The organism is Psychrobacter sp. UBA3962, from assembly GCF_002385225.1.
Classification (GTDB): Bacteria; Pseudomonadota; Gammaproteobacteria; order Pseudomonadales; family Moraxellaceae; genus Psychrobacter.
Genome location: NZ_DGDC01000013.1, coordinates 70,258 through 82,424 on the forward strand (window position 1 = coordinate 70,258; position 12,167 = coordinate 82,424).

The window sequence follows — 12,167 nt, forward strand, 5'->3', positions numbered from 1 at the left end:
CCTTTTTGCTTTATGACCACAGCCGGTTAAAATAAAGCATAAATTTTTCATCAATAAACAAAACCTGAAACGAAACAGATGCGGTAAAATGCAGGCTTGCTTAAATAGCATAACCCTTTATTATCACTTTTATAAATTTTATTCCCTTTGTCTATTATCATCTTTACTCATTATCTAGAAAGGAATGTCGATGACGGCACCCAATTCACAGCGATCTTCATTACCAGAGTCGTCGCCTTCTGTACCATCCAATACAGATTTAACCGCTAAAGACAGCCCAAAAGACTTGGTAACCACCTACATCAAAGGTATGGCCATGGGGGCCGCTGACATCGTTCCGGGTGTTTCCGGCGGCACAATCGCCCTTATCGCAGGTATTTATGAGCGTTTAATTAATGCCATCGGCAGCATTGGTCCCAACTTGTGGCAAGTGTATCGCCGTCAAGGTGGTATTAAAGGGCTAATGGACATCTGGCGGTACGTAGATGCCACGTTTTTACTGGTTCTAGTGTTAGGTATTGCTACCAGCTTTGCTACTTTATCAGGATTCATTAAGTACTTATTAGACAACCAACCGTTATTAATTTGGTCATTTTTCTTTGGTTTGGTTGTTGCAACCGTGGGCATATTATTAGGTGAAATAAAACGTTGGAATGTGGCACGGGCTGGGTTATTTATTCTCGGTATTGTGGCAGCGGTGGGTATTAGCAGTATGCCTTTAATCACTACTGAACCCAGCTTGCCGTATATCTTTTTTGCTGGTGCTATTGCCATCTGTGCCATGATATTACCTGGTATCTCCGGCTCATTTATCTTATTGCTACTGGGCGTGTATGATAGAGTATTAGAGGCCGTTCATAGCTTTAACCTTCCTATTATTTTTACTTTGATGGCGGGTATGATTACAGGGTTACTGCTATTTACACGAGCCCTTAAATGGTTATTATCGCGTTACTACCAAGGCACATTGGCCTTATTAACCGGCTTTATTGCGGGCTCCTTGGTAAAAGTATGGCCGTGGAAAGTGGATGCTTTAGGCACCTTAAATAGTGACGCTATTCATAACGTGGCCCCTTGGAACTATCCCACTGGCGCGCAGTGGCTAGTCACCCTAGGGTTGATGGTTTTGGGAGCTGTTTTGGTCACTGCGCTATCTGTTTGGGGCAATAAGACCAAAAGCGTTACCCACTAAAAGTAGCAAACACTTAGCCCGTTGATGGCTGTAACAAACCCAAGCTAAACAGGGGCTAGCTCTTGAATTTATCTAGACTAGCCCTTTTTTACCAACTCTTTTTAATAGCTTTTTTTACCAGCTTTTTATAAGCGTTATCTTAAGCTTTATCATTCACTGAAATTTTTCCACTTTCTACCCTTGTGTGCCTATTGCCCATGACTTCTATCACTTACGCCAAGCAACAGCTTATTACCCGATTGTGTGTGCGCTGCGGATTATTATTGATGCAATATGGAGCCGAGTCTGCTGTTGTGGTGGATTTATCTAAGCGTTTAGGCCTGGCCTTAGGGATGGACAGCGTCGAATGCGCTCTGGGCTTTAATGCTCTCACCCTCACCACTATCTATAATGAGCGCTGTATCACCACCACTCGTGATACAGCGAACCAAAGCATTAATGTGAATCTATTGGTACAAATTCAGCAGATCGTGAATAAAACCGAAGCCTCGGTCTGTAGTGAGGAACTGGTAGATATCACCACACAAGCCTTTAACGAACTGGATAAAACCGTATATCCCAGCTGGCTAGTTGCTTTATTTGTGGGAGGGTCGTGCGCTGCCTTTGCTTTCTTAAATGGTGGCAGTTGGTCCATTACTGCGGTCACTTTTGTGGCGGGTATGGTGGCGATGCTCACACGTATCTTTTTATCAAAGCAGTATTTCAATCCCTTTATTACGGTGATTATTACCGCCTTTATCGCTTCAGTAATTGGGGCAACCACCTACTATTTCGATATCGGCAATAATGCGGATATTGCGGTGGCCTCAAGTGTTTTGTTGTTGGTACCCAGTTTCCCTCTTATCAATTCTTTATCAGACATCTTAAAAGGCTATATCAATATTGGTATCGGCCGTGCGGTATTTACTTATATGCTGACGCTGTCTGCTGGTGTGGGCATTGTGATGGCGCTACTGCTACTTAGTATTAAGCACTGGGGGTTTTAAGATGAGCTTTATTGAAAGTGTTTTACTGTCTTGTATAATCACTCTCGGCTGGACCTTAATGTTCACGGTACCTAAGCGTTACATCCTGCCTTGTTTGCTAATGACCGCTTGTGGGTTTGGACTAAAAACGGCCTTGGTAAACCATGAAGTTCATCTTGCTACTGCCAGCTTCTTTGGGGCGATGCTAGCCAGCTTTTTGGGGGTTTATTTCTCCAAAAAATATACTTTGCCGCCCAAAGCCCTTATCTCCCCCAGTGTTATTTGTATGATGCCAGGTATTGCCGCTTATAAGGCCATGGTGAGTATGGTTCAAATTGGCTATTTTGGTTTTTCTGATGCTTTGTTTAGTCAAATGCTGACCTATCTTTTTGAAGCTTTATTTATCACCTCAGGCTTAGTATTGGGTCTGTCTATCCCTGGGTTATTCTTTTATCGACGTCGCCCTATTGTTTAAGATGACCTAATCGTTTAAAGCCTACTATTGTTTAAATAAAAACTGCCCTGATTAAGTTAATATAGCGCTGACATTGTTAGGCACTAACGGTATTGTTTTGGTTAAAGATATACCTTTCAGCTAAACACTGGGGGCAATTACCCTTACAATTACCCCTATCTTTGAATAAATGATATCCCATTAATAATCACAAATAATAAAGGACTTGCTATGAGTAGACATTATGACTATATCGCCATTGGTGGCGGTAGTGGCGGCATTGCTTCTATCAACCGAGCTGCTATGTATGGCAAAAAATGTGCCATCATTGAGGCCAATCACTTAGGCGGCACTTGCGTAAACTTAGGTTGCGTGCCCAAAAAAGTTATGTGGTATGGGGCTCAAGTCGCTGAAGCCATGTACAAATATGCGCCCGACTATGGCTTTGATGTCAATGTAAAAGGTTTTAATTTCAAAAAACTGGTCGAGACCCGTCAAAAATATATTGGCAATATCCACCGCTCATATGACAATAACTTGGCCAAAAATAATGTTGAAGTAATTCAAGGCTATGCCAAATTTGTAGACGCAAAAACCGTTGAAGTAAACGGCGAGCACATTACTGCTGATCACATCTTAATTGCGACCGGTGGTCGCCCTGTTTTCCCAGATATTAAAGGGGCTGAGTATGGTATTGACTCTGACGGTTTCTTTGCTCTAGAGGAGCTGCCTGAGCGAGTTGCTATCGTTGGCGCGGGTTATATCGCTGTTGAAATCGCCGGTGTTCTACGCAGCTTAGGTTCAGAGGTGGATTTATATGTGCGTCAACACTCTCCCCTACGCTCTTTTGACCACAGTATCGTTAACGTCTTACTTGAAGAGATGAGCAATGAGGGTATCGAGCTACATACCCACAGTACTTTAAAAGAAGTCATCAAAAATGAAGATGGCAGCCTAACCCTTAATTTAGAAGATGGTCGCAGCAACACTGTGGACTGCTTAATTTGGGCTATCGGTCGCAGACCTAATACAGATAACATTAATTTAGAAGTGACCGGTGTAGAGACCAACTCTATCGGCAAAATTAAAGTCGATAAATATCAGAACACCAACGTTGAAGGCATTTATTCCGTTGGCGATATTATCGAAAACAGTATTGACCTAACTCCTGTGGCCATTGCCGCTGGTCGCCGCTTATCTGAGCGCCTGTTCAATAATAAGCCTAATGAGCACTTAGATTATGACTTGGTGCCCACAGTAATCTTTACTCATCCTCCAATCGGTACCATTGGTATGTCTGAGATGCAGGCGATTGAGCAATATGGTGAAGACGCTATCAAATGCTACAACTCTACCTTTACGCCTATGTACAGTGCAGTGACCCAGCACCGTCAAAAATGTACCATGAAACTGGTCTGCTTAGGCGAAGAAGAAAAAATAATTGGTCTACATGGTATTGGTTTTGGCGTTGATGAAATGATTCAAGGCTTTGCTGTGGCCATTAAGATGGGCGCAACCAAAGCAGACTTCGATAATACCGTTGCCATTCACCCTACTGGTGCTGAAGAATTCGTGACTATGCGCTAATTTACTGTCAGCTTTGGCATTAATTAATTCTTGACGCCCATCTATAAAAAAGGCCACTCTATAAAAATAGAGTGGCCTTTTAGATGATAGCAACTAATAAAACAACACGCTTTAATCCAAATGCTGTTTAAAGCCGCGCTGTTGATCGCGCTCCCAATCTCTATCTTTAAGTGTCTTACGCTTATCGTGTAGCTTTTTACCTTTGGCGAGGCCAATTTTGCATTTCACTAAAGAATTTTTCCAATAAACCTCTAACGGCACACAAGCATAGCCTTTTTGGTTTACTGCCCCAAATAAGGTGTCAATCTCTTTACGGTGTAGCAGCAGCTTACGGGTACGAATACTGTCTGGCACCACATGAGTTGAGCTTGAGATTAGAGGCTGAATATGGGCCCCGAATAAAAAGGCTTCATTATTGCGAAATACCACATAAGCTTCAGTAATGGTCATCTTGCCAGCGCGAATTGCCTTTACTTCCCAGCCCTGCAATTCTATGCCGGCCTCGTACGTCTCTTCAATAAAATACTCATGCCGCGCTTTTTTATTGGCTGCAATCTGATTTGAAGGTTTTTTTGTCTTCTTTGCCATGTTAAATTCTCTTTAAAAAACCAAGACACACCTCCCTTAAACTGAGACCTCAAAATATCTAATTGAAGTCAAAGCTATGGACAACCCGTGTCTTGTCATACATATCCCTAATCTTATTTAAGTTAGGTCGAGCCTTCAGTATAGCAAATTAAACTCTTAAACTAATTCATAGCTTTGTAAATATCGATAGCAGCCGTTTGGTACCATAGTTTAACCTGTTATTAGTTTTTATTATCAGCAGCCCTTACGTTAGTCACAAAACCCTGTTTGAATAAGCTTACTTAAAAGTCAAAAATTTGTTACGATAGACACCTATTTTATCTCTATTTAATCCTCACTACCCTCTAAGCTTATCCTCATGAATAAAACCTCAAATCTACATACCAAAATTGTCTATCCAGGCACCTTTGACCCCATTACCAATGGTCACCGTGATTTAGTGATGCGTGCCGTTAAGCTGTTTGATGAAGTGGTGATAGCCGTTGCCCTGGGTCATCATAAAAAACCCATGTTTAGCTTTGAAGAGAGAGTGGAACTGGTTGAAACTGTGTTCGCTGACTTTCCACAAGTCACTGTGGTCGGCTTTGAAGGATTATTAGTGGAGTTCATGCGTGAGCAAAAAGCCACCGCAGTTTTGCGTGGTTTACGCGCCACTTCAGACTTTGAGTATGAATTTCAGTTAGCGAATATGAACCGTGAGCTTGATGATAACTTTGAAGCGGTGTTTTTGACCCCTGCTCCTCAATACTCGTTCATCTCTTCTACTATGATTCGTGAGATTGCCAAGCTTGATGGGGGTGTGAAGAAGTTCGTTCCTATCTGTGTGCAACAAGCGTTTGATAAAAAACGGGCTAACAATTGGCAATAAGTTCGTGGCTTTTGGTTTTTCATTATCTTATTTAGGAGCTAGCTATGGCTTTAATGATTACTGATGAATGCATTAACTGTGATGTATGTGAGCCTGTTTGCCCCAATGATGCTATTTATGAGGGTGAGGAGATCTATGAGATCAATCCTGACCTATGTACTGAGTGTGTTGGCCATTTCGATGAGCCGCAATGTGTCGAGATTTGCCCTATTGACTGTATTCCTAAAGATCCCAATCATGTGGAGTCTGAAGGCGACTTAATGGCTAAATATAAGCGCATTACTGGCCAGTAGTAATACTCAAAGACTGTTTTGCACTACCTACTGTTTTAAGCTCTCAAGCTATCAGCATTGCCTCCATACCTTATTCTGACTTCATCAAGCACATTACATAAGGCAAGGCCGCTATCATTATTAACAGGCAATACATACCCAATCCTAAGCCATAGTCATTAACATAATAGTAGGTCTTTGGAAAGTTATCGAAGAACTCATACATCAAAATGACTATACCCAATAAAGGGAACAGTAACGCAATTTGAAAATGGGTTAACGCCACTTTTCGAGACTTGTATTCCCCCTTTAAGTTCAAAACTGTACTCGAAATAAGATGAATAACAAAAAATGGGATGATGACCAACCAAAAGAAGTTAAGGCTCATACTAGGCGAGTGCCAGCTTGCATAGACTGGGGTTGCTATCAAAAGCATTAAAGTTAGGCGGATGAAGTTCAGGGTTTTGGACCACATGATTTTTATCCCTTATCATTAATTTAAAAGCTTTTGGTTTTCAGAGCTTTCGGTTATGAAGTTGTATTGTCAACTTACTCGGGGTGGTGTTGGTCACCCTCTATTTTTACTCTTTAAGGTTATACCTTATATTGTAAGGTTAAATGAGTCATAACAATAACTATGGTTATAGTTGTTGTTATCGCACCCTAACCCATTGTTTAGGGTGTAACCAAATTCTATGCACCCAAACTCAAATAGATACCACTCTTTATCAAAACTCGTTAAATTGCCATGATGAACCAAATTCATGGTAAAATGAGCGATATTTTATTTAACCCATCCCCTGTATTACCTCTGTTACCCTCTATCGTTTATTTAAATCATTACCTAGGTTATCCCCATGTCTGCTGAAACCATTGCCCGCACTGCCTTTAAACAAGGCGTGACTCCTTTATACGACTACGATAAGCACTGGGCAAGCTGCTATGAGCCTGCCCCCTTCTTACCAATGAGCCGCGCCGAAATGGACGAGCTGGGTTGGGACGCATGTGATGTAATCATCATCTCAGGCGACGCTTATGTCGATCACCCAAGCTTTGGTATGGCGATTATCGGTCGCTTATTAGAAGCCCAAGGTTTTCGTGTGGGCATCATTGCGCAGCCGGATTGGACTAGCAAAGATGCCTTTATGGAGCTCGGTAAACCGGTTTATGCTTATGGCGTGACCGCCGGTAACATGGACAGCATGATTAACCGCTACACCGCCGATCGCCGTATTCGTAGTGATGATGCTTATTCACCCGACAATGCTCCGGACAAACGACCTGACCGTGCCGCGATTGTTTACAGTCAGCGCTGCCGGGAAGCGTATCCAGATGTGCCGATTATTTTAGGGGGTATTGAGGGCAGCTTGCGCCGTATCGCCCATTATGACTATTGGTCAGATAAGGTGCGCCGTAGTATCTTGTTAGACAGTCGTGCCGATGTACTGCTGTATGGTAACGCTGAGCGTGCTATTGTCGATGTGGTGCATGGCCTATCAAAGGGTTATACCTTCGAGCAAATGAGCAGTTTACGCGGTACCGCTTATTTACTAACGCCCTCACGTCGCCACTGGAAAGCCGACATGATTGAGGTGGCCAGTAATGACGTGGATACCGTAGGCCGTGTTGACCCCATTATCAATCCCTACGTGATGACCGAAGACTTAGACAGCTGCTCTATCGAGAAAGAAAAAGGCAACTCAGAAAGCAAAGTGACTGAGAGCCTTTCCGCGATGGAGCGTCAATATAAAGGCTTTAAAGCTGAGCCAGTTGAGAATAAAATCTTAAACGCCGATCAAGTTAATGACGACGTACAAGTAGTAAAAATGGTCGGCCTTGAAGTACCTAGCTCAGATAATGCAGAAAGCGATAAGCCAAAAACGGCCCTTAAGCACCGTATCAAAATGCCGCCACGCGACAAAACGGTCATTCGTCTGCCAGATTATGAGCAAGTAAAATCTGATCCTGTGCTGTATGCTCATGCCAACCGTATTTTGCATTTAGAGACCAACCCAGGCAATGCTCGTGCATTAGTACAGCGTCATGGCACTGGTGGTGGCAATTCAAGAACTGATATTGACGTGTGGTTAAACCCACCACCGATTCCGTTATCTACTGAAGAGATGGATTATGTGTTTGATTTGCCTTACGCTCGTGTGCCGCACCCAAGCTATGGCAAAGCCCGTATTCCTGCTTTTGACATGATTAAGTTTTCGGTCAATATCATGCGCGGCTGCTTCGGTGGCTGCACTTTCTGCTCTATCACTGAGCATGAAGGCCGTATTATTCAAAACCGTTCTGAAGAGTCTATTTTGCGGGAAGTAGAAGCCATCCGTGATACAGCGCCAAACTTTACTGGGGTCATCTCCGACTTAGGCGGCCCTACTGCCAATATGTACCGTCTCAACTGTAAAGATGAAACCATTGAGAAAAACTGCCGTAAGCCCTCTTGCGTCTATCCAGATATTTGTGAGAACTTATTAACCGATCACAGTAACTTGACCCAGCTGTATCGTAAAGCCCGGGATATCAAAGGCATTAAGAAGATTTTGATTGCTTCCGGTCTACGTTACGACTTGGCTGTTAAAGATCCTGAATATGTCAAGGAGTTGGTGACCCATCACGTCGGTGGCTATCTAAAAATTGCCCCTGAACATTCTGAAGAAAACGTCCTGTCGAAGATGATGAAGCCAGGTATGGGCTCATACGATAAATTTAAACAGATGTTTGAGCAATACAGTGCCGAGGCTGGGAAAGAGCAGTATTTAATCCCCTACTTTATCGCCGCTCACCCCGGTACCACTGATGAAGATATGATGAATCTGGCCCTGTGGTTGAAGCGCCATGACTTTAGAACCGACCAAGTACAAGCGTTCTATCCAAGTCCTATGGCCACGGCAACCACCATGTACCACACTCACAAAGACCCGCTGCATAAAGTCACCCGCAGCGGTGGCGATGTAGATATCGTGAAGTCAGGCAAGCAGCGCAAATTGCACAAAGCTTTCCTGCGTTATCATGATCCCAAAAACTGGGCCATGCTCCGAGCTGCTCTAAAGCGTTTAGGTCGCGAAGATTTAATTGGTACCGCTCGCCATTGTTTGGTACCGCCTTTCAATTCGCGTTTAGAAGGCAAAGACAGTCTGGACAGCTATCAGTCCGCACGTAAGAAAAACAGCCGTGTGGGCTCTGATTCTGCTAAGCGTAGAAACTCTGCTGCAGCTACAGGCAATAAGCGTTCAAGTGCTAAACGGGTGAAAAAAGGCAACTTCCAAACCCAGCACACAGGCCTACCGCCTCGTGCGACGAAGTAGTCTGCTGATTTTCTTGTCTATTAACGCTTAAATTTATCAAAATTTAAGCCTAATCTTTGAAAGCTTAGACAATCATTGCCTCACTGTTAACCGCAGTGGGGCTTTTGTTTAACTGACTTATATGAAACCTATAATATGCTAAACTGAGGAAACTTTTTAGTGCTGTTTATAGAGAAAGCTATAGCAATAATCATTCGGTATTGACCGAGGGCAGGCATCTCGTTTATTGCAAATAACATTTATCCCTTTTCAGCCTTTATTGCTTGTCAGCCTTATTAATAATAACAATCCTTCAAAAACGTCGTTTAAGAGATAACATTTATGATCAACTTATTTTCTAAATCTTTTTCAACCCCATCACCTGCTCTACCGAAAGTTGCTTTATTGGCTCTGGCTGTGGCCATAACTGGGTGTAATAGTAATAGCACCGAAGCCAAGCAAAACCAACCCACTACCAGTAAAACTGCTAGCTCATCAGAGTCAGATGCTGCCGTGGTCAAAGCCATTGAAGACAATCTAAAAGCTTCTGGCATCGAACAAAAAATCCTATCTGCTGTGCCCACCAGTATGGAAAATATCTACTGGGTCAATGCTGAAGGCGCCCCAGCTTTTTATAGTGATAAAGAAGGTCGCCATATTATCCTCGGCCAAATATTGGAAGTGGGTCAATCACAACCTATTGAGATCAGTACTGAGTTAAGGGCTAAGATAGCCAAGGAAAAACTGGCCGCTGTGCCAAAAGATGAATTGATTATCTACCCTGCTAAGGGGGTAACCAAAGCAGTGATCTATAGCTTTACGGATGCAGACTGCCCTTACTGTACTAAGATGCACTCTGAAATGAAGCAGCTTAACGCAGAAGGCATTGAGGTTCGTTATTTAGCTTGGCCACGCAGCCAAGACAGTTTGCCAAAAATGGAATCTATCTGGTGTAGCGATGATCCTAAATCTGCCATGGATAAAGCCAAAAAAGGCCAACCCCTTTCTTCACCAAAATGTGACAGCCCTGTTCAATCTCATATTGAATTAGGTGTGAGTTTAGGTGTAAGCGGAACACCGGCGGTCTTTACCGAATCTGGGGTTCAAATTGGCGGTTACTTGCCAGCTAAAGAGATGGCAGCAGCGGCTATTGCCAACAAATAAGGTTGGGCAGTTTTTTAATAAGCGCCTAAGAGCTTGAAGAGCTCCCTAAATCTGGATACTCCATTAAATTAATAAATAGGAATAAGATGGATTTAGGGGTTGCCTGTAGCAATGACTGTTAAGTAGTTAATGCTTTATTCAATTAACATTGACTGCTAAGATAAATACCGCTTTGATATAAAACCGAAGATAAAGAGGTCAGCCATAGCAATTAAAGCACCCTAAATAAGGGCTGTTTAGTTTTAGAAAACAATAGTATTATTAACCTATATAAGTAATAAGCTATAGGGGCTTTACCTTTATTGACTAAGCATTTCTATAATTTTATTAATACCAAAAAAAGATTATAACGCTGGATAACACTACTGAGGATAACGTGAGCAAATCAATCAAACTTGCTATATTGGGACTGGGCACTGTGGGCACAGGTGTTCTAGACCTATTGAAGGACAACTTAAAGGAACTTAAGAGGCGTAGTGGTCACGATATTGTTATTACCCAGGTAGGCACCCGCCGTCAACGCGATGATATTGATCCTACCATCAAGCAAAACAGTGATTTAATGGCGATCGCCGAAAGCGATGATGTTGACATTGTGGTTGAAGTAATTGGTGGCATGACCGTTGCTAAAGAGGTGATTATTCACGCCATTAAAAACGGCAAACATGTGGTTACGGCAAACAAAGCGCTGCTTGCTGAACATGGTAATGAGATCTTTGCCCTGGCTGAAGAGCACAATGTTCATGTGGCGTATGAAGCCGCTGTTGCGGGTGGTATTCCTATTATTAAAGTATTGCGTGAAGCACTGGCTGCCAACAAGATTGACTGGTTAACCGGCATTATCAATGGTACCGGTAACTTCATCATGTCGGAGATGCGTGATAAAGGTCGCGATTTTGATGACGTATTGGCTGAAGCACAAGAGCTGGGCTATGCTGAAGCGGATCCTACCTTCGACGTGGAAGGGATTGATGCGGCGCATAAGTTAGCCCTATTGGCCTCAATCGCATTTGGTATCCCTCTACAGTTTGATAAAGTGTACTGTGAAGGCATTACCAAAATCACCCTACAAGATGTGACTTACGCTGAAGAGCTGGGGTATCGCATTAAGCACTTAGGTTTTGCCGTACGTCGCTATGATGAGCAAGAAGCCGATGCTACTGATAAAAAACTGACCGGCATTGAACTGCGGGTTCACCCCACTCTAATCCCTGAAGACAAGCTATTGGCCAACGTCAATGGGGTGAAGAACGCTGTGCTAGTGAACTCTCATCCGTTAGGGCAAACGCTTTATTATGGCGACGGTGCTGGTGCTGGCGCGACGGCTTCTGCGGTCATGGCAGACGTGATGGATTTAATCCGTGTATTGACGGTAAAAGATGGCCATCACGTTCCCCACCTTGCCTTTATGCCCAACCAATTGTCTGATACGCCAGTGTTAGCTGCAGATCAAATGATCACCGGCTATTATTTGCGCCTAGAAGCCAAAGACACCCCTGGTGTACTGGCAGATGTGACCCGTATTCTAAGTGATGCAGGGATCAATATTGATGCCATTTTACAAAAGCCTGCCCATCAAAAAGGTCAGGTACCTATCATTATTTTGACGCTACCCGTAATTGAAAATCAGATGAATAGCGCCATTAATAAGATTGAAGCGTTAGAAGCGATTACCTCGGATGTGGTGCGTATTCGCTTACATGAACTAGACTAGGACTAAAGCTAAGGCTTAGTTTTGGGTGAATGGATAATAAAAGAAGGCATCCTTTTTTATTCACCCACCT

The 12,167-nt window shown here is 43.1% G+C and carries 11 protein-coding genes; 9 read left to right on the forward strand and 2 right to left on the reverse strand.

Annotated features, from left to right (window positions below; genetic code table 11):
- Positions 1-190 precede the first annotated feature (190 nt).
- The 4 genes from B3S92_RS03790 to gorA all read left to right on the forward strand — a co-directional run bounded on the left by B3S92_RS03790 (position 191) and on the right by gorA (position 4,198).
- The gene (locus B3S92_RS03790; RefSeq protein ID WP_296202847.1) at positions 191-1,192 is read left to right on the forward strand and encodes a DUF368 domain-containing protein; all 1,002 of its coding nucleotides are present in this window, start codon (positions 191-193) and stop codon (positions 1,190-1,192) included.
- Positions 1,193-1,389: 197 nt separating this feature from the next.
- On the forward strand, positions 1,390-2,178 hold the full coding sequence (locus B3S92_RS03795; RefSeq protein WP_296202848.1) for a threonine/serine ThrE exporter family protein: 789 nt from the start codon (positions 1,390-1,392) through the stop codon (positions 2,176-2,178).
- 1 nt (position 2,179) lies between these two features.
- Positions 2,180-2,632 (forward strand): threonine/serine exporter family protein, encoded by a 453-nt coding sequence (locus B3S92_RS03800; protein WP_296202849.1) that lies wholly within the window; start codon positions 2,180-2,182, stop codon positions 2,630-2,632.
- A 210-nt stretch (positions 2,633-2,842) separates the two neighbouring features.
- Positions 2,843-4,198, forward strand: a complete 1,356-nt coding sequence (gene gorA, locus B3S92_RS03805; RefSeq protein WP_296202851.1) for a glutathione-disulfide reductase — start codon at positions 2,843-2,845, stop codon at positions 4,196-4,198.
- A gap of 111 nt (positions 4,199-4,309) precedes the next feature.
- On the opposite strand, the gene smpB is transcribed toward gorA, so the two are convergent.
- On the reverse strand, positions 4,310-4,786 hold the full coding sequence (gene smpB, locus B3S92_RS03810) for an SsrA-binding protein SmpB (protein ID WP_077449484.1): 477 nt from the start codon (positions 4,784-4,786) through the stop codon (positions 4,310-4,312).
- 358 nt (positions 4,787-5,144) lie between these two features.
- On the opposite strand from smpB, the gene coaD reads away from it, so the two are divergent.
- Positions 5,145-5,654 (forward strand): pantetheine-phosphate adenylyltransferase, encoded by a 510-nt coding sequence (coaD, locus tag B3S92_RS03815; protein ID WP_077450002.1) that lies wholly within the window; start codon positions 5,145-5,147, stop codon positions 5,652-5,654.
- Between the two features lie 44 nt (positions 5,655-5,698).
- Entirely contained in the window at positions 5,699-5,947 is a 249-nt protein-coding gene (locus tag B3S92_RS03820; RefSeq protein ID WP_296202855.1) for a YfhL family 4Fe-4S dicluster ferredoxin, read from the forward strand.
- A gap of 70 nt (positions 5,948-6,017) precedes the next feature.
- Here B3S92_RS03820 and B3S92_RS03825 read toward each other — a convergent pair whose 3' ends face one another.
- On the reverse strand, positions 6,018-6,401 hold the full coding sequence (locus tag B3S92_RS03825; RefSeq protein ID WP_296202858.1) for a hypothetical protein: 384 nt from the start codon (positions 6,399-6,401) through the stop codon (positions 6,018-6,020).
- Positions 6,402-6,783: 382 nt separating this feature from the next.
- Here B3S92_RS03825 and B3S92_RS03830 point away from each other — a divergent pair, with 382 nt between their 5' ends.
- From B3S92_RS03830 to B3S92_RS03840, 3 genes are all read left to right on the forward strand, one after another.
- Positions 6,784-9,240: a YgiQ family radical SAM protein gene (locus B3S92_RS03830; RefSeq protein ID WP_296202860.1), complete on the forward strand. Its 2,457-nt coding sequence runs from the start codon at positions 6,784-6,786 to the stop codon at positions 9,238-9,240.
- A 321-nt stretch (positions 9,241-9,561) separates the two neighbouring features.
- A complete protein-coding gene (locus B3S92_RS03835; protein ID WP_296202862.1) occupies positions 9,562-10,383 on the forward strand; it encodes a DsbC family protein in 822 nt (273 codons plus the stop codon).
- Positions 10,384-10,759: 376 nt separating this feature from the next.
- Entirely contained in the window at positions 10,760-12,097 is a 1,338-nt protein-coding gene (locus tag B3S92_RS03840; protein ID WP_296202864.1) for a homoserine dehydrogenase, read from the forward strand.
- Positions 12,098-12,167: the final 70 nt, after the last annotated feature.

Bases quoted from the DNA above. Each gene is read 5' to 3' on its own strand.
- B3S92_RS03800 (WP_296202849.1), top strand. From the start codon at position 2,180: ATGAGCTTTATTGAAAGTGTTTTACTGTCTTGTATAATCACTCTCGGC.
- B3S92_RS03795 (WP_296202848.1), top strand. From the start codon at position 1,390: ATGACTTCTATCACTTACGCCAAGCAACAGCTTATTACCCGATTGTGT.
- B3S92_RS03835 (WP_296202862.1), top strand. From the start codon at position 9,562: ATGATCAACTTATTTTCTAAATCTTTTTCAACCCCATCACCTGCTCTA.
- coaD (WP_077450002.1), top strand. From the start codon at position 5,145: ATGAATAAAACCTCAAATCTACATACCAAAATTGTCTATCCAGGCACC.
- B3S92_RS03825 (WP_296202858.1), bottom strand. From the start codon at position 6,401: ATGTGGTCCAAAACCCTGAACTTCATCCGCCTAACTTTAATGCTTTTG.
- smpB (WP_077449484.1), bottom strand. From the start codon at position 4,786: ATGGCAAAGAAGACAAAAAAACCTTCAAATCAGATTGCAGCCAATAAA.
- B3S92_RS03790 (WP_296202847.1), top strand. From the start codon at position 191: ATGACGGCACCCAATTCACAGCGATCTTCATTACCAGAGTCGTCGCCT.
- gorA (WP_296202851.1), top strand. From the start codon at position 2,843: ATGAGTAGACATTATGACTATATCGCCATTGGTGGCGGTAGTGGCGGC.
- B3S92_RS03820 (WP_296202855.1), top strand. From the start codon at position 5,699: ATGGCTTTAATGATTACTGATGAATGCATTAACTGTGATGTATGTGAG.
- B3S92_RS03830 (WP_296202860.1), top strand. From the start codon at position 6,784: ATGTCTGCTGAAACCATTGCCCGCACTGCCTTTAAACAAGGCGTGACT.